At 42.5% G+C, this 16,512-nt stretch carries 15 protein-coding genes; 8 read left to right on the forward strand and 7 right to left on the reverse strand.

All coding sequences use genetic code 11. The features are described from left to right. Nucleotides 1-113: 113 nt before the first annotated feature. Entirely contained in the window at nucleotides 114-935 is an 822-nt protein-coding gene (locus ABD894_RS12285) for a helix-turn-helix domain-containing protein (protein WP_345211333.1), read from the reverse strand. 609 nt (nucleotides 936-1,544) lie between these two features. Here ABD894_RS12285 and ABD894_RS12290 point away from each other — a divergent pair. The 5 genes from ABD894_RS12290 to ABD894_RS12310 all read left to right on the forward strand — a co-directional run bounded on the left by ABD894_RS12290 (nucleotide 1,545) and on the right by ABD894_RS12310 (nucleotide 8,231). Then, nucleotides 1,545-5,549 carry a T9SS type B sorting domain-containing protein gene (locus tag ABD894_RS12290; protein WP_345211334.1) on the forward strand — a complete coding sequence of 1,335 codons (4,005 nt, stop codon included), beginning with the start codon at nucleotides 1,545-1,547 and terminating at the stop codon, nucleotides 5,547-5,549. 370 nt (nucleotides 5,550-5,919) lie between these two features. Beyond that, nucleotides 5,920-6,111: a cold-shock protein gene (locus ABD894_RS12295; RefSeq protein WP_345211335.1), complete on the forward strand. Its 192-nt coding sequence runs from the start codon at nucleotides 5,920-5,922 to the stop codon at nucleotides 6,109-6,111. A gap of 112 nt (nucleotides 6,112-6,223) precedes the next feature. Beyond that, a complete protein-coding gene (locus ABD894_RS12300) occupies nucleotides 6,224-6,679 on the forward strand; it encodes a cold-shock protein (protein ID WP_345211336.1) in 456 nt (151 codons plus the stop codon). Nucleotides 6,680-6,713: 34 nt separating this feature from the next. Continuing rightward, on the forward strand, nucleotides 6,714-7,040 hold the full coding sequence (locus ABD894_RS12305) for a hypothetical protein (protein ID WP_345211337.1): 327 nt from the start codon (nucleotides 6,714-6,716) through the stop codon (nucleotides 7,038-7,040). Nucleotides 7,041-7,370: 330 nt separating this feature from the next. After that, on the forward strand, nucleotides 7,371-8,231 hold the full coding sequence (locus ABD894_RS12310; RefSeq protein ID WP_345211338.1) for a sigma-70 family RNA polymerase sigma factor: 861 nt from the start codon (nucleotides 7,371-7,373) through the stop codon (nucleotides 8,229-8,231). Between the two features lie 211 nt (nucleotides 8,232-8,442). Here the strand turns inward: ABD894_RS12310 and ABD894_RS12315 are convergent, their stop codons facing one another. Together ABD894_RS12315 and ABD894_RS12320 are read right to left on the reverse strand one after the other, a co-directional pair. Next, a complete protein-coding gene (locus ABD894_RS12315; protein WP_345211339.1) occupies nucleotides 8,443-8,994 on the reverse strand; it encodes a hypothetical protein in 552 nt (183 codons plus the stop codon). A 261-nt stretch (nucleotides 8,995-9,255) separates the two neighbouring features. Beyond that, nucleotides 9,256-9,933 (reverse strand): hypothetical protein, encoded by a 678-nt coding sequence (locus ABD894_RS12320; protein WP_345211340.1) that lies wholly within the window; start codon nucleotides 9,931-9,933, stop codon nucleotides 9,256-9,258. Nucleotides 9,934-10,061: 128 nt separating this feature from the next. On the opposite strand from ABD894_RS12320, the gene ABD894_RS12325 reads away from it, so the two are divergent. Beyond that, a complete protein-coding gene (locus tag ABD894_RS12325) occupies nucleotides 10,062-10,598 on the forward strand; it encodes a C40 family peptidase (RefSeq protein WP_345211341.1) in 537 nt (178 codons plus the stop codon). A gap of 43 nt (nucleotides 10,599-10,641) precedes the next feature. Here ABD894_RS12325 and ABD894_RS12330 read toward each other — a convergent pair whose 3' ends face one another. The 4 genes from ABD894_RS12330 to ABD894_RS12345 form a co-directional block, all read right to left on the reverse strand. Beyond that, on the reverse strand, nucleotides 10,642-11,529 hold the full coding sequence (locus tag ABD894_RS12330) for an NAD(P)H-binding protein (RefSeq protein WP_345211342.1): 888 nt from the start codon (nucleotides 11,527-11,529) through the stop codon (nucleotides 10,642-10,644). A gap of 78 nt (nucleotides 11,530-11,607) precedes the next feature. Beyond that, complete coding sequence (locus ABD894_RS12335) at nucleotides 11,608-12,675, reverse strand: alkene reductase (protein WP_345211343.1); 1,068 nt, start codon at nucleotides 12,673-12,675, stop codon at nucleotides 11,608-11,610. 119 nt (nucleotides 12,676-12,794) lie between these two features. Beyond that, nucleotides 12,795-13,778 (reverse strand): helix-turn-helix domain-containing protein, encoded by a 984-nt coding sequence (locus ABD894_RS12340; RefSeq protein ID WP_345211344.1) that lies wholly within the window; start codon nucleotides 13,776-13,778, stop codon nucleotides 12,795-12,797. A 134-nt stretch (nucleotides 13,779-13,912) separates the two neighbouring features. Next, nucleotides 13,913-14,278 carry a response regulator gene (locus tag ABD894_RS12345; RefSeq protein ID WP_345211345.1) on the reverse strand — a complete coding sequence of 122 codons (366 nt, stop codon included), beginning with the start codon at nucleotides 14,276-14,278 and terminating at the stop codon, nucleotides 13,913-13,915. Between the two features lie 422 nt (nucleotides 14,279-14,700). Here ABD894_RS12345 and ABD894_RS12350 point away from each other — a divergent pair, with 422 nt between their 5' ends. Together ABD894_RS12350 and ABD894_RS12355 are read left to right on the forward strand one after the other, a co-directional pair. Next, on the forward strand, nucleotides 14,701-15,294 hold the full coding sequence (locus ABD894_RS12350) for an RNA polymerase sigma-70 factor (RefSeq protein WP_345211346.1): 594 nt from the start codon (nucleotides 14,701-14,703) through the stop codon (nucleotides 15,292-15,294). A 156-nt stretch (nucleotides 15,295-15,450) separates the two neighbouring features. Next, on the forward strand, nucleotides 15,451-16,437 hold the full coding sequence (locus tag ABD894_RS12355; RefSeq protein ID WP_345211347.1) for a FecR family protein: 987 nt from the start codon (nucleotides 15,451-15,453) through the stop codon (nucleotides 16,435-16,437). The last annotated feature ends 75 nt before the right edge of the window (nucleotides 16,438-16,512 follow it).

A 16,512-nucleotide genomic window follows, 5' to 3' on the forward strand; every position in this document is an offset into this window, starting at 1 on the left:
CACAACAAGTAAAAAATGATGTGCAATACTAAGATGCAGGGAGCATACATATAACGGCTATCCTCGACCAGTCCAATAGGTACCGCTTCCGGTCATATAAAAAGGTTTACCGGTCAGTCCCGGTTCTTCTTTCTGAAGGCCAGCGCGGTCATACCGGTCACTTTAGCGAACAACCGGGTAAAATACGGATAGTCGTTAAATCCCAGCTCGGCTGCTATTTGTTTGACGGAGCGGTCAGAATAGTAAAGCAGGCGTTTGGCTTCCAGGATCACGCGTTGTTCTATATGGTAAGACACGGAAAACCCGGTCGCATTTTTGACACATTCGTACAGGTATGGGGTAGAAATGTTCAGCTTCTGTGCGTAATCGGCGGGTCTTTTCGCGGATACGAAATATTGATCCAGTATGGTCCTGAAAGCTTTGGTGATTTGTTCCGGTCTGGAAAGTTTATCATAAGATGTGGTACCGGCCAGGTACTGCGAGATGAACAGGCCGACCAGCAAATTACAGCTTTCTTTAACCAGCGTGTGGTACATTTTCTTTTCCGTTTGTTCATGCAGCCGGAGGCATAAGGTTACCGTGTCGGCAATCAAAGCGCAGGATTGATCGTCCAGGTGTAAGGGTTTTATGGGCCTGATGTCTTCCAATAAATTGAGCTGCTCCGGTAACAAGTTTTCCTTATCTATCAGTAAAAAGCTGACCTTGCCCGCGAAAAACGGGCCTAAGTGATGCACCTGGTCCGGGTGGATACAGATGATCGATCCGGATTCAAGGCAATAACCCTGAAAATCGATCTTCATTTCGGTACGGCCTTCTTCCTGGAACAAAAACAAGTGATAGTCATCCCGGTGCGCGTACTGTAACTCATCAAAGACCCATGTATCTGTAAATATTTTTCTGGCGATGGCAATGCCACCGTCGGATTTACCAGTCATCGTGTTAACAGGAATGGATATGTCGGATTTATGCATCGAAAAAACAAAAGTAATCAATATTAAATATGATCATGGCAAGCTACCGGATTTAGGATACCCGAGCGCACGATGTCGCAAATTGGGATTTTTAATAAAACCGATCAATTGTTATTGGCTTTACAAATCCAAAACGAATAGCTATTCGTTTTTATCCGAGCCTGCAAAACTTCTCCCTTACAGTTTTAAATTATTAGTATGAGCAACCTCTGTGTTATAGCAGGCAAAAGCAAAAAAAGTAAACCCGAATAAAATAACCAGGCCCGCTTAAAATTTGCAAAAAGTGTAACCTTGGTAATAAATTAAATTTAATAATTTAGAGGAATTTTTATTCTAAACCGTTATCTCAAATAATTGAAAAGGCTCTTTTTCACCAACACTATTGCCAAATACTGCTTCTTTGTATCGCTTATTATTTGTTTTGCGGCACTTGCAAAGAACACTGCTCCGGTTAGCAAAAGTATTACAACTAAAGTTGTAAAGCTTAGCGCAAAAAGAAAGCATAGAGTAACCGATGATGATGCTCCCAATATTACATACACCACTCCTTTACAATTAACTGTTGGCATTGATATGGCGCCTTTACTGCCCAATAATACCGGTGGCGATATACCGGCAGTTGCTTATGCAATGGTGAGTAAATTAAGCGGAAGTGGTAAACAGGGGGCCATTAACGGCGATGCCGGCTCGACTTCATTTAAATCGCCAAAAGGCCTTGCCGCTGATGCCCAGGGTAATATTTACGTGGCTGATTTTGATAACAATATTATACGGAAGGTAAGCCCTGATGGCACTACCACTACATTGGCAGGCGATGGCGTTGCAGGTAAAACTAACGGGAAGGCTGCAAAAGCAAGGTTTAATGGTCCGGCTTTTCTTGCTATGGATGCCGTGGGAAATATTTATGTGGCCGATACAAAAAACTTCCAGATCAGGAAGATCACCCCTGCAGGCCAGGTTAGTGTTTTGGCCGGCGATGGCAAAAAGGGCTATCAAAATGGTACAGGTGCAAGTGCAAGGTTTAGTGATATTGCCGCCTTAATTGTTGATAAGGATGGAAATATTTACATATGCGATACCGGTAATCACCGTATCAGAAAAATCACACCGGCGGGCGAGGTAAGTACAGTATTGGGTAATGGCGAACAATATTCAAAGGATGGTATAGGTGAACTTGCCGCCATCGGCTACCCATCAAGCATCGCTATTGACAAACAGGGGAACTTTTATGTGGCTGATGGTTATCGCATTATCAGGAAGATCACACCTGACTTTGACTCACATGTATTTGCCGGCAATTCAAATTTCAGGAACAATGATGGTATTGGCACCCAAGCCTCCTTCAGTGACATCAGTGCGATGGTTTGTGATATTACAGGTACCCTCTACATTACCGATCAGTACAACACCATTATCCGTAAAATTACGCCCGATGCTTATGTAAGCAGTTTGGCAGGTTGTTCTATTATCACTTACAGCAATGGTATTGGTCAGCTGGCGGCATTTGAAAACCCATTCGGTATAACCAGTGATAATAAGGGGAGTTTATATGTTTCTGAAGTAAAAGGCAACCGTATACGCAAAATATCAGTTACCGGCTACACAATAGATAAAGACCCGCCAGCCGGGCTAGCATTCAATGCTGCAACGGGTACTATTAGCGGTACTCCGGCATTAAAAAGGACGGCTACTAATTATAAGGTGACCGCTTACAATTTGCACGGCAGTAGCACAACCACGGTAACTATAAGTATTAAAGATAACAACCTGCCCGCCCTTCCTGCGCCCGACATATCATTCGGCACCCCCAATGTTTACCCTGTAAATAAACCTATTACCAATTTAAAGCCCGATAACAAAGGTGGTTTAATAACCCCGAATAACTATGGTGTAACATCAACCGTACCATACATAGCTGATTATAAAAACTGGAGCGTTTATGGGGCAGTTATTGATAAAAACGGCGTCATTTACACGGCCGATCCGGGTACAATGCAGATATATAAAGTATTGCCTGATGGCACCCGGACGGTACTTGCCGGACGATATGGCGGGTTTGACGGCATTGATGGCCAGGGTGAAGAGGCTGTGTTTTATCATCCCTTTGGTATTGCCATTGATGACGCTGGTAATGTTTATGTAGCAGACTGGGGTATAGATCAAATCAGAAAAATAACACCTGCCGGCTATGTAACTACAGTAGCCGGTAAAGGAACAGGCCCCGGATTTAAAGATGGTACAGTAGCGCAAGCACAGTTTAATTCTGTATTTGATGTAGCTGTTGACCTTGCCGGAAATTTGTATGTAACTGATTCTGGTAATTGTGCCATACGTAAAATTACACCAGACGGGCAAGTTACCACGCTGGCCGGTGGCTCTCAGGGTTTTACAGATGGCAAAGGTACTAATGCACAGTTTAATGCCCCTTGCGGCCTGATAACTGATAAACAGGGAAATGTATATGTAGCAGATCAGCATAATAATGCTATCAGAAAAATAACGCCTGACGGAACAGTGACAACGGTAGCCGGTACCGGTGATTTCGGCGTTAAAGACGGGCCGGCTGAAAACGCGTCTTTTTATTATCCCCGTGATGTAGCTATTGACGGCGATGGTAATTTGTACGTAACAGATACGGGTAATCATCAGATCCGTAAAATTAGCACCGATGGCATAGTGAGTACAGTTGTTGGCGCCGGACCATCATTAGATGGCATCATTACAGACGATGATGGTGTAGGCCAGGCAGGCATCGTATTACAGCCATTAGCCATAGCTTCAGATGCTAACGGAACCTTATTTGTGCCCAGCAATGACGGCTATGCATTTAGAAGGATACAAACCAAGCAATATATTATAGATAAACCATTGCCGCCCGGCTTGCATTTCGATAATGCTACCGGCATTATCAGCGGTACCCCAACATTAAAATGGCCGCCAACAGATTATACGATAACCGGTTATAACGCAACGGGCAGTAGTTCATTTACGCTAAACATTACTGTAATTGACGACACCCAGCAACCACAAACCATAACTTTTGGCCCTATGTCCGAAAAAACAATTGGCGATGCTGATTTTGATCCTGGTGCCATAAGCACTAATACCACCATACCTATAACGTATACCAGTGATAACCCCGCTGTGGCAAAAATAGCAGGCAATAAAATTGTTATTGTAGGAGTAGGCACCGCCAATATCACCGCTAACCAGGCCGGCAATAGCATGTACATACCTGCCTTACCTGTAACACAGCCTCTTAAAGTTAATCCTAAGCCATTACTGGTGCAAACCATAACTTTTGGCCCTATGCCCGAAAAAACAACGGGCGATGCTGATTTTGATCCCGGCGCCATAAGCACTAATACCACTATACCTATAACATATACCAGTGATAACCCCGCTGTGGCAAAAATAGCAGGCAATAAAATTGTTATTGCAGGAGTAGGCACGGCTAATATTACCGCCAACCAGGCAGGCAATGCTATTTATACGGCAGCCGTACCTACAACACAACCCCTTAAAGTTAATCCTCAGCCACTATTGGCCCAAACCATTACATTTCCGTCTTTACCGGTAAAAATGATAGGCGATGCCGATTTTGGCCCCGGCGCTACCAGCACCAATACAACCATACCGATAACATATACAAGTAATAACCCGGCCGTAGCTGAAATAATCAATGGTAATATAAGTATTAAAGCTACAGGGCTTGCACTCATCACCGCAAACCAGGCAGGTAACACTGTTTATGCGGCAGCTGCCCCGGTGAGCCATACACTTGAAGTTAATGCACCTCAACTACAGGTAATAACCTTCGCGCCAATAGCAAACAAAATTTATGGCGAAGTCGCCTTTAATCCGGGGGCAACCAGCACAAATAATACCATACCTGTTTTATACACCAGTAGTAGCAATGCTGTGGTGACCATTATAAATGGCAAGGCCGACATAAAAGGTACGGGGCAGGTAACCATCACCGCTAACCAGGCCGGAAACAGCAATTATTTAGCGGCTTTGCCGGTACAGCAAACCTTTATGGTAACACCCGCCCCGCTTACCATTGAAGCCGACAATAAAGATCGTAGTGAAAATACAGCTAACCCGCTGTTAACAGCCACTATAACGGGTTTTGTGTATGGTGAAGGAAGAGAAGTTTTTACCCAGCCACCTGTTATAAGTACTACTGCTAATGTTATTTCGGCACCCGGTAATTACCCTATTATGGTAAAAGATGCCCGGGCGGCAAATTATACTATCAGTTATATCAACGGCGTACTTACTGTAATACCTGCCTTTAAAGAAACTGTTGATATTAAAATACCAAATACATTTACGCCCAATGGAGATGGCGTAAATGACACATGGAAGATCACCTCGCTTGCCAGCGAACACTCCAATTGTCAGTTAAATATTTATAACCGTTACGGCACTTTGGTATATGCCAGCCGTGGTTACGCTAATGAGTGGGATGGCACTTATAATAATACCGCGGTTCCGGCCGGGACGTATTATTACCTCATCGATCTGAAAAATAATAAGCCATTTATTACCGGCTATGTAATGATAATCCGATAGTAATATTTAAAATAACGCTAAAAAAGTGCAAGTAAAGCCAAATAAAACACATTAACTACCTGATAATTAATAATTCACTTTTTATTACTTTATCGGGTTATTATATTTACTACCGGAGGGGGGCAAAAACGGATTTGATCTATTTTGCCGGATGACGGCTGGTTTGGCAACAAATATCCAAGTAATTCCAAATTGTGTTGATCTATGGAGCCATTCATTCACCTCTTTTCAAAATAGCTCAGAATTTATTCCCGAACAGATTCCCCGTATGCCGACAATCACCCGTTTAAATAAATGTTAAATCTTTTTACCAAAGAGAAAGAATATCAAATAATTATGCGTACCTTGCGAACTTATTAACAATATTATAATGCAACAAGGAACAGTAAAATTTTTTAATGAAGCAAAAGGTTTCGGATTTATTACACCAAGTAATGGTGGAAGCGAGATCTTTGTTCATGTTACCGGTCTGATTGACAATATTCGCGAGAATAATGAAGTTAGTTATGACGTGGAAGAAGGCCGTAAAGGTCCGAACGCAATTAATGTAAAAATAGCTTAATACACTATATAGTCATTTGGGGCATCTTCCTTACAGGGAAGATGCTTTTTTTATAAATTATTTCCGCATCAAACTTAACATTTAGCGTTTGATGTTTCACTTAAACTAATATATGGGTAGATCCACAGAGACATTTACTAAAAAAGAGCGCGAAAAGAAAAAGCTCAAGAAACAAAAAGATAAGCAAGAAAAAGCCAACGACCGCAAATCGCAAGCGGTTAAAGGAAAAGGCTTAGAAGACATGATGGCCTATGTTGATGCAAACGGCAACATCACATCCGTACGCCAGGAACTGGGCAACAGGCAAAATGTTTTGGCCGAAGATATCCAGATAGGTACGCCTAAACAGGAAGACATAGAAGTTGAAACGGTAAGAAATGGCATCCTGAATCATTTCAATGATTCAAAAGGATATGGCTTCATAAGAGATGTAAAAACGCAGGAAAGTGTTTTTGTTCATATTAACGCGATGACTGAGGAGATCAACCTGAACGACAAAGTTAACTTTGAAGTTGAACAGGGGCAAAAAGGGCTTACCGCCGTTAAGGTTAAAAAAGGCCATATTTAAGCGCATACCGATTCAATTTCATAGAGAGATAATTATGGATAACAACAAACAAACAGCGCAATACAAAGCCACAGAATACATCTATGAGTTAGGTAATGCTTCTGTGGAAAATGGCTTTAAGGCAGATGAACACTGGGAAGTGAAGATGGTTACCGCGAACGAGAAAAAAACACTTGAAAAGCAGTATTACCCGATCATTGTTTCTGTAATGGAAGCTGATTTATTAGCGGCTACCTTCCAATTGGTTAAAACCAGACTTAAACAAAAAATTGAAGAGATACCTGTTCCAACTGATCGTTTTGCGCCCAAACCCGAATACCGGTACATGATCGCATTCAATCAAAACAGGCAGCGCAGGTAACTATATCTGAACAACGGACTTGATATGCCCAAGAGGTGAAGTGAAAATGGGCAACTATTCATTACCGGAAACCGACCTGGGCCATTTAAGCAGCATACAATTCTTGGCTGATTAGCCAAGAATTGCTAAAAAATCTTTGACTGGCCATCTTATTGACATCCAGTCAACACTATTATTTTTATCTCTGCGTATATTTGCATATTAAAGATTCCCATCATCCTTTCTACGTAAGCATCAGTAACACGCTGAATTCTCTGAGAGAACAATTTCGCTTCCCACGCATTCTAAGGCACAGGATCTTTAACATTCACTTTTAAATTATTTAAATAAATGAGGCAACTTAAAATTAGTGAGTCGATCACCAATCGTGAGACAGCGTCGTTGAATCAATATTTGTCAGACATTGCAAAGATTCCGATGGTTAGTCCGCAGGAAGAAGTGATTCTAACTCAAAAGATCAGGGAGGGCGATCAGGCTGCGTTAGAAAGGTTAACAACAGCCAACCTGCGTTTCGTAGTATCTGTAGCAAAACAGTACCAAAGTTCGGGATTAACACTGGGTGACCTGATTAACGAAGGCAACCTTGGTTTGGTTAAAGCAGCAAAGCGCTTTGATGAAACAAAGGGGTTTAAATTCATTTCTTATGCCGTTTGGTGGATCCGTCAATCTATTTTGGCGGCAATTGCCGAACAATCGCGCATGATACGTTTACCTTTAAATCAGGTTGGGGATCTTTCAAAGATAGCTAAATCGGCTTCAAAGCTTGAGCAGGTATACGAAAGGCAGCCAACACCTGAGGAACTTGCAGAAGAGTTGGAAACTACGGTAGACAAGGTGAGCAATTCCCTTGCCCATTCCGGAAGGCATTTATCATATGACACGCCGTTTTCAAGCGATGCTGATAATACGCTTCTGGATGTATTGCAAAGTGCTGAACCGGGAACGGATAAGGAGATGATCAAAGAATCGCTAAGTATCGAATTAGCCGACAGCATGCGTATGCTTGGAGAAAAAGAAAGAGATATCATAGAGCTTTTTTTCGGATTGAAACATGGACAACCCCATAGTTTGGAAGAAATAGGTGAAAGATATTCTTTAACACGCGAAAGAGTAAGGCAGATTAAAGATAAGGCATTAGCCAGGTTGCGTGATAACAAGAGATCAGGATCGCTTAAATCCTATTTAAATTAAAATCAAGTACTAACAGCTTAATTGCTGCTTTTCGCCAATAAACTATGGTGATCTAACTGCACTAAAGAGCCCTGTAATCATGAAATTACAGGGCTCTTTTATGTTTAACAAAATTTAGGCTTAATACTATTATAAGTGCCCCCTCTTCCCATCAGCTTTTCATTTAAGTGTACATATTTCGAATGTGATCAATTGCCTTCCATCTCTATTATTAAATTATTTTGATAATGACATCTTGATGGAGCAGTTTCAAAGCTTCAGCTCTCAGCCCGGGATCGCCCTTGGTCATGGTATTTAAAAGCGCTCGCTTTTTCCGGAGATACTTTTCTTTTTTTGCGGTGCTTTCATAATTAAGCACCCAATTGATATTATAGATTAGATCGCCATATTTAACCGTCTGCGCATCGGGGCTTATGTGGGCTAATCGCTCTGCCTCCTTCCGCTTTCGTTCTGCTTTTTTTAGATCAGGGTACACCTTTTTTGTGAATTTGTCGGTAAGCTCTGTAACACTGTCGGTGATATGAACCACTTCTGCCTCACCATATCCGAAGCCAGACAACACAATCATTAACTGCCCCGCGCTGATCTTTGTTTCTTCAAACAGATCGTGGCACAAACCTATTTCATAAGCGAGCAAGGCTTTATTTCCCGCTTTTTCCGCTACAAATTCAAGGTGTTCAAAATATGGTTTGTCGGTATATTTGATCAACTGACCCGCATGTTGTTGCCTAACCCAATCCCTGAGCTGTTCTCTATCCACCATCAATCCTTTTTATCAGACGTTTTCACACAATTGGGTACTGTCTTACCGTCCTTCTTTTTAGTACCCTCTTTGTGGTAACCTGACCAGCAGGGATCTTTTTTAGTTTTTTTTGCCATGGTGTATGGTTGAATATGCCTGCATAATTCAATTATTGTTCCAAAAACTATAGCTCCTTCCTGCTTTGACGAGCAATGAGCGTTACCGGTGCCGACTGTGTTTGTGAAAACATTGGATTACCTGATAACACAAAAGCCTTTTATGCTACGGATGGATTCCTCTGCTATCCAGTTTTAATTTTTGCAAATCCTGACCATAGCGATTCAAATATTCAGCATTCACCTGTGTGGCAAAATTTTGTTCCTGATGCTTCTTTTGTGATTCTATCCGCCTCGACTGGAGGATAACGATCAAGATCTTCATCTCTTCGGACATTTTGGCCCTGGCCACAACATCGTGGTTTACAGCAGGCAGCGCAGCTAAAGCAGCAGCAGTTTTTTTACGTACCACCGCTACAGCGGCCTTATCAGGCAAGCCGACATATTGGTTAGCGGCTATCCAACTCAATACCTGATAGGCAGTCATAATATCCCCGGCATCATTGTTCTTTAAATCGTAACCCTTTGTAATTGTATTAAACGTGGCATCAAAATCATATTGCATAAAGGCCTGCCTGGCTTCGGGAATTTTCATCCGGGTTGTAAGGCTTTCCACTACCTGTTGTTTTACCTTTGTATTTGGCCGGTAAGTAAGATGATAATTACCCGGAACGTCGTCTTTTTCTTTGAGGTAATAATTTTTGGCAACCAGCTTGTTAATGTGCCCATACATGTAAGCGTTGGTAAAGGAAGTGTTGTTTTCTATATAAGTGGACAGCATGTCCTGTGCGTGCGCCTGTTGTAACATTAGCGCCGACAATAAGAGCAGGATACTTTTTTTCATAATAGCCGGTATTCTTCTTATACGTAACTAATAAGCACTACAATTAGTTAATTGTTTTAACGCAAACTAAAATCCGCCCACCTTGTTGTTTTTCAATGCGTTGCTTGCTGCCAATATTCATTTGTACATTGATTGTCATCGTTGGTTGTAACGAGCGGAAAGATCCTGATCAGAAAATACTCCTATCCGAAAAGCGCGATACCCTGCCTGCAGCCATACCCGATAGTGTAGGTCATTTTACCAAAGTAGCTACAGGAGCTTTGCAGCCTTTACAACTGGTAGCGTTTGCGAAAAAGCTTAAGGGCACTCCTTACAAATATGCATCTACAGATCCTGCTAAAGGCCTGGACTGTTCAGGATTTATCACTTATGTTTTTAATCATTTCGGTATAATAGTTCCCAGGCGATCGTATGATTTCACAAACGTTAAGCACGAAGTAAATATCAGGGATGCCCTACCCGGCGACCTGATATTGTTTACCGGTACCGACGAGCGAGATAAAGACGTTGGCCACATGGGCATTGTTGTGCTGAATAATGCAGATTCTACTGTGTTTATCCATTCCACTTCGGGGCATCATAACAAAGGGGTGGTAGAAACACCTTTAAATGCCTACTATCAAAAACGTTATGTGAAGACGGTGAGGCTTTTTAATAATAAATAGATAATCGGAACCGCATATAGCATTGCGGTCCCGATTACATTCTTTAGGCCTGCTCGTATCGTGCTTTAAATTCTTCCGCGAATTGCGCAAGCTTCACCTGGCCTGTCACCTGCGCGCCGGAAGAGAAAAAATCACGTGTGATCAAACCTGCTTTTACGCCTTGCCCAAGTTCAGTGATCAGGCCTGCTAATTCCGGGGGCAACCCTGCCGACAGCATGCCTTGTTTCAGTTGCTCATCGGGAATGTTTGTCCAGCTTAGTTCAGGCTTGCCGATAAGCGGACCAAACAAGGCTGCGATATCATTTCCGGTCGAGATATCGCTAACCACGTATTTTATCTCGAAACCGTTGCCCTCAACTTGCAATTCGTTAGCAATGGCTGTCGAAAGGTCTTCGTGATGAGTTAGCGCCAAACGCTCATCACCGCTATAATTACTGCCAAACAGGTTAATGTTTTTTATCAGCGGAATATCCCTGAAAAAGTTGACATAGAAAAACCCTGACCGTAAAACGGTGACATTTACATCGTTCAGCTCACGAAAGATCTGCTCTACACGGTGCGTACCCTGTACCGGTCCGGTTCCTTTTTCGGCATCGGCACCTACGCTGCTAAGCAACACCACACGGGGCACGCCTGCGGTACGGATAGCCTCTGCATAAGCATGCCCGGCATCTGCTATGTTTTGGATCAGGTTAGTCGCACCCATAGATGGTGGCATCATGGTGTAAACCGCATCCGCGTTTTTAAACGCTTCGGTTAAGAAATTAACATCGCTCATTGAACCAACAGCGGGTTTAGCTCCTAAAGTTTCAATTTCGGCCATGCGATCGGCTTTGGTAGTAATAACGGTTACCTGGTGCCCTGCGGCAACCAGTTTTTTTACTAAGGGTTTGGCTACATTACCTAATGAGCCGGTTGTTGTAATTTTCATTTTTTGGTGTTTTTTAAGTGATGATGAAACCGCCTTACACTGACGGCTTCAATTTGTTATCTATTTTATGCTAAATGATTAATCCAGTACAGGGTAATCGGTGTAGCCATGTTCACCTGGGGTATACAAGGTCATGTAATCGACTTCATTAAGTGCTTCGTTTTTTTCCAGCCGTTCGATAAAATCCGGGTTAGCCAAAAAGCTCCTGCCAAAAGCTACCAGATCCGCGTGCCCTTCCTGCAACTTCGCTTCTGCCGTTTCTGCGGTCAATCCGTTACAATAGATCAGGGTATTCGAGAAGGCGTAACGTATTCCTTCGTGTGTTTTCTCCGGAATAGCCGGACTGTTGGAAATGTGCAGATAAGCGATATCTAAGCGGTTCAATTCGCCGGCAAGGTGAATATAAGTTTGATGCACCTCCGCTTCGTCATAAGCGGGCATGTCGCTCAATGTAGAAAATGGCGAAATACGCAACCCTACTTTATCCGCACCTACGGCACCGGCAATTTTTTCCGCTATCTCCAATGTTAACCGGCTGCGGTTTTCAATGTTACCGCCATAATTATCAGACCGGTTATTGATATGAGGATTTAAGGATTGTTCGAGCAGGTAACCGTTGGCGCCATGCAACTCCACGCCGTCGAAACCTGCTTTAACGGCATTTTCCGCGGCTTTAACAAAATCTTTTATCACACGTTGTATCCCCTGCGCATCCAGTGTTATAGGCACCGAATGTTCTTGCAGCCCTGCACTATCTGTAAATATTTCTCCGGCTGCTTTAATATCAGATAAACCTACGGGTTGATAACCTTCCGGTAAATTGGCCACATGAGCTACCCTGCCGGTATGCATCAGTTGCAAAAAGATCTTTGATCCGCCTTCGTGCACCGCCTGCGTCACCGCTTTCCAGCCTTCCACCTGCTCATCAGAAAAAATACCGGGAATACGCGGATAACCTAAACCCTCGGGGCTTGGCGACGTGCCTTCGGTAACGATCAGGCCGGCGCCGGAACGCTGCTTGTAATAAGCGGCCATCAGGTTATTGGGGATATTATTCAATGCCCTGCTACGGGTCATGGGTGCCATTACTACATGGTTCTTTAATTGTAGCTTGCCTTTGGCATATGGCGTAAGTAGTTTTTTCATTGCTGTGTATCTTATTTGTACATAGCAAAGTTGCGGGTATAGCGGGTGCTATAATAGCGCAAAAAGGCACAAAAATAGTCCTATACGACAGGCCATAAATAAAGATTGTAGTTATACAACTAAGACGAGGAAGAAAAGCGTTTCGGTTTTAGGCCATAATGCTTTTCAAAGAGCCTGCTAAAGTGGCTGAGATTGGTAAAACCCAGCTCGTAGCCTACCTCGGCCACAGAACGCCTGCCCTGCTTTAAAAGAAATGCCGCTTCCTCCATCCTCGCCTGCTGAAAATAGTTATAGATGCTACTGCCAAAGGTTTGCTTAAAAAGCTGCTTTAGTTTGGTTTCGCTCATGGCTGCGATGTGTGCCAGTTCACCCAACACAGGGGGCACGCTAAGGTCGCCGATGATCTCGTTACGGATATGCAGCAATCTTTCCGCATCGGCACTATTGATATTTTGATGCGTGGTGCTTTCACGTTTAGAGAGCTGGTGAAAAAGCACATAAAGCAACTCCTGCACTTTGATCTGCATATAAAAATGGCTTAAGCTATCGTCCATATTCAGGCTTGCCATGTTTTTAAGCAGCAGCTTTGTTTCTGCCGTCATGCTTTCAAAAAACAGAAAAGAATTACCGCTGCTGGTAATGGTTTGCAGTATGGTATTGGGCTTGCGTAGGGTTAACATCGATTTTAACCGGGGTACCATCACCCCGATCACCGCGTAACTAATTTTGTGCTTTGCAGGAAAACGGATAGTTGAGCTAAGGTCGTTAGAGGTTACCTGAACGGCCGAGTCATCCCGTTGCGAAAACAACACATTGGGGTTGTTGTCAAATGCGATTTCCAACGATTGTTCATTGCTGTAAAAAAAGATGGTGATCAGGTCATTGCCACCTTCGAAACAATTGCGTTTAATGATAAGATCTTCTTTAAGCGTATAATGATGCAGCGTAATCTTAAAGTCTGCGCCAAAGGCCAGCCTGCGGATGTACCCCTGCCCCAAGGCTTCGGGTATCAGCATTGTATCATTATCTACAGGCACACCTACATGGCGTGCGAACTGCGTAAGAAAATCAAAATCGGCTGTTGCTGAAAAACTGAATATCATTACACGAATTTATTCGGGATTTATGATGGCAATGTACAACTATGATCCGTTATATTTAAAACAGACGGATGAGCTGAGGCCCACGAAAACATACAGGTAAAACTGCATGTAATTTAAGCCCGGTCATGTTGCCTTTATGCCAGCAAAGCGGCCACCCTGGCAGATAGATCGGCATTATCAAATGGTTTATAGATCACCTCGTCTGCACCATAATTCCCTAAAGAGGTCAGCACATTCGGATAACCCGAGACGATCATCACCGGAATTTGCCGGGTCAGCGGGTTGCTCTTCAACTGGCTGCAATACTCACCACCATTGATCACTTCAAGGATATAATCAGTGATCACCAGGTCGGGTTGCTGTTCCAATACGGTACGGACAATATCATCCGCTCCCGCAATGCCGCTAACACTGTATCCGTCCTTTTCCAATATCGCTGTCATGATCTCCATCATATCAGTATCGTCTTCAATAATCAACAAATGTTTATTTTGAGCCATGCCTGTAATTGTTCCGTCTCGCATAGCAAAAACCGTGCGAAACACGTCATTCTCCTTTTTGATGACAATATTTCGTTGAAAAACACTGTCGACGTTGCAAAACGAATAGGCCTGTTTGAACAGATAGTCGCTATAAACTCACCATGGAATAATATAAATCAAAATACCGATGAGGTTATCTAAAGACATAATGTTACGCATAAAGAAGATGGCAATCTTGATCTTGTCTATTATGGCATCAACCAAGTGCTGTTCTTTATGCTAACCTGCTTAACTAATAAATAACCATCAGTTACTTTTCGGCACATTAAATTCCTTATATTATTTTATAAAGTCTGAATGTTAATTTTAAGAAAATAGTTTGTTTGAAAATAACACACTATATTGTCGCGACCTAATTAAAAAGTACCCCATTTTTAATAATGCAGTCTACCGACTTCGATATATTTAACACGGCACCAATTGAAAAGAAAGCGTTCACTGAGTTTTACGCCCGGCATTTTCAAACTTATACCCTGCTGGCATTTCAGTATGTTAAAGATACCGATGTGGCCGAGGACATAGTACAGGATGTGTTTATAAAGTTTTGGGAAGCGCCTTTTAATATGGATAACCCGCAGGCTATCAAATCGTACTTTGGCAAAATTGTTATTAATAACTCGCTCAATTACCTCAAGCGCGAAAAGAATATACAACGCCACCACGACCAGATAGGCCAGGAAATTACCGAACAGGATGCTTACGCCAAACTGCACGAAACCGAATTAAAAGTTATACTTTACAAAGAAATAGAACTGCTACCCGAACAATGTAAACGGGTTTTTAAAATGAACCGCTTTGAAGGGCTAAAGTACCGGGAGATAGCTGAAATGTTAAATATTAGCGAAAGAACAGTGGAAAACCACATTTCTAACGCGTTAAAAACCCTCAGAAAGCGACTTTACGCCATAAAAAACGAACTCGGGATAGATTTATTAAAACACAAAGCCATAATTTTAGCTTTCGGCCTAAATTAGGCCATATTATAAACCTACAAAACAACCCAAGTAAATGGTTTAATCATTTAAAATACTCTATTGTCAAAAAAAGTTTTAATTTTTTAAAAAAACTTTAAAATCTATTAGGGGTAAATACCATTTTCGTTTGTCTAATGCACAAATAAACGAAAACAGATGGCCGAAAAAGACCTCTACCTACAACAAATAATTCTATTTCTAAATAATCCTGAAGACAAAGAGCTCGAAAACACCATTAACGAATGGCGTTTATTAAACTCAGAGAACGAAAGATACTACCAGGACATTTATAAAATATGGCAGCGGGCTGCTGAAAGCGCGCCGCTTGAGCAGGTTAATGTAGCCATAGCTGTAGATAAACTTTCAGCCAAAATCGGATATAACCCGGCGGAAGCTGAAGTTATTCCGTTACGCTCCCGCTTCAGGGCACTTAAATGGACCGCGGGTGTGGCAGCCATGCTGGCTATCGCTGTTTTGGTGTATAATTATATGCAGCCGCAAAAACCGGTGTACATCACCAAGACCACATCGGTAGCAAAGGATTCTGTTTTACTGGCAGATGGCTCAAAAGTTTATCTTGATGCACATTCTACCGTGAGGTACCCCGAAAAATTCAGCGGCAATACAAGGCCAATCTATTTCGTAGCGGGCAATGCGTTTTTTAAAATAGCTAAAGATGCCTCAAAGCCTTTCTTTATCCACATGGATAATACGGCTGTGCGTGTACTGGGCACCTCGTTCAATATCAACAAAACAACCTATCACATCAATATCGATGTAAAAACCGGCCGCGTAATGTTTATTGCCAACCGGGAAACCAAAGGCATACTTACCGCGGGCACTGCCGCCAACTATAACCTGCGTACCAATAAGCTAACTACCTATGCCAGCATAAATCAAAACAGTGATGCCTGGCTAACGGGTCAGCTGCATTTTGTTGATGAGCCGATGGCAGATGTGGTGAAGAAACTGGAACAACACTACAAGATCAATATTGACCTGGACAGCAACCTCTCCCGCCTGGGTAAACTGAACGCCAGCTTTATTAATAACAATATTGATGAAGTAATTGCCGTGCTTGAACAAACCTACCCTATCAAAATATCGCACAAGGCAGACAGGCTCATCATCCGAAGAAAATAACAAAAACAAACCCATAAACCCCTCATCTTTTCTTTAACTAACTGACACGTATGATCAAAAATTTCTACAAAAAGC

It is taken from the genome of Mucilaginibacter gynuensis, assembly GCF_039541195.1.
Taxonomy (GTDB): Bacteria; Bacteroidota; Bacteroidia; order Sphingobacteriales; family Sphingobacteriaceae; genus Mucilaginibacter; species Mucilaginibacter gynuensis.

Bases quoted from the DNA above. Each gene is read 5' to 3' on its own strand.
- ABD894_RS12285 (WP_345211333.1), bottom strand. From the start codon at position 935: ATGACTGGTAAATCCGACGGTGGCATTGCCATCGCCAGAAAAATATTT.
- ABD894_RS12290 (WP_345211334.1), top strand. From the start codon at position 1,545: ATGGCGCCTTTACTGCCCAATAATACCGGTGGCGATATACCGGCAGTT.
- ABD894_RS12295 (WP_345211335.1), top strand. From the start codon at position 5,920: ATGCAACAAGGAACAGTAAAATTTTTTAATGAAGCAAAAGGTTTCGGA.
- ABD894_RS12300 (WP_345211336.1), top strand. From the start codon at position 6,224: ATGGGTAGATCCACAGAGACATTTACTAAAAAAGAGCGCGAAAAGAAA.
- ABD894_RS12305 (WP_345211337.1), top strand. From the start codon at position 6,714: ATGGATAACAACAAACAAACAGCGCAATACAAAGCCACAGAATACATC.
- ABD894_RS12310 (WP_345211338.1), top strand. From the start codon at position 7,371: ATGAGGCAACTTAAAATTAGTGAGTCGATCACCAATCGTGAGACAGCG.
- ABD894_RS12315 (WP_345211339.1), bottom strand. From the start codon at position 8,994: ATGGTGGATAGAGAACAGCTCAGGGATTGGGTTAGGCAACAACATGCG.
- ABD894_RS12320 (WP_345211340.1), bottom strand. From the start codon at position 9,933: ATGAAAAAAAGTATCCTGCTCTTATTGTCGGCGCTAATGTTACAACAG.
- ABD894_RS12330 (WP_345211342.1), bottom strand. From the start codon at position 11,529: ATGAAAATTACAACAACCGGCTCATTAGGTAATGTAGCCAAACCCTTA.
- ABD894_RS12335 (WP_345211343.1), bottom strand. From the start codon at position 12,675: ATGAAAAAACTACTTACGCCATATGCCAAAGGCAAGCTACAATTAAAG.
- ABD894_RS12340 (WP_345211344.1), bottom strand. From the start codon at position 13,778: ATGATATTCAGTTTTTCAGCAACAGCCGATTTTGATTTTCTTACGCAG.
- ABD894_RS12345 (WP_345211345.1), bottom strand. From the start codon at position 14,278: ATGGCTCAAAATAAACATTTGTTGATTATTGAAGACGATACTGATATG.
- ABD894_RS12350 (WP_345211346.1), top strand. From the start codon at position 14,701: ATGCAGTCTACCGACTTCGATATATTTAACACGGCACCAATTGAAAAG.
- ABD894_RS12355 (WP_345211347.1), top strand. From the start codon at position 15,451: ATGGCCGAAAAAGACCTCTACCTACAACAAATAATTCTATTTCTAAAT.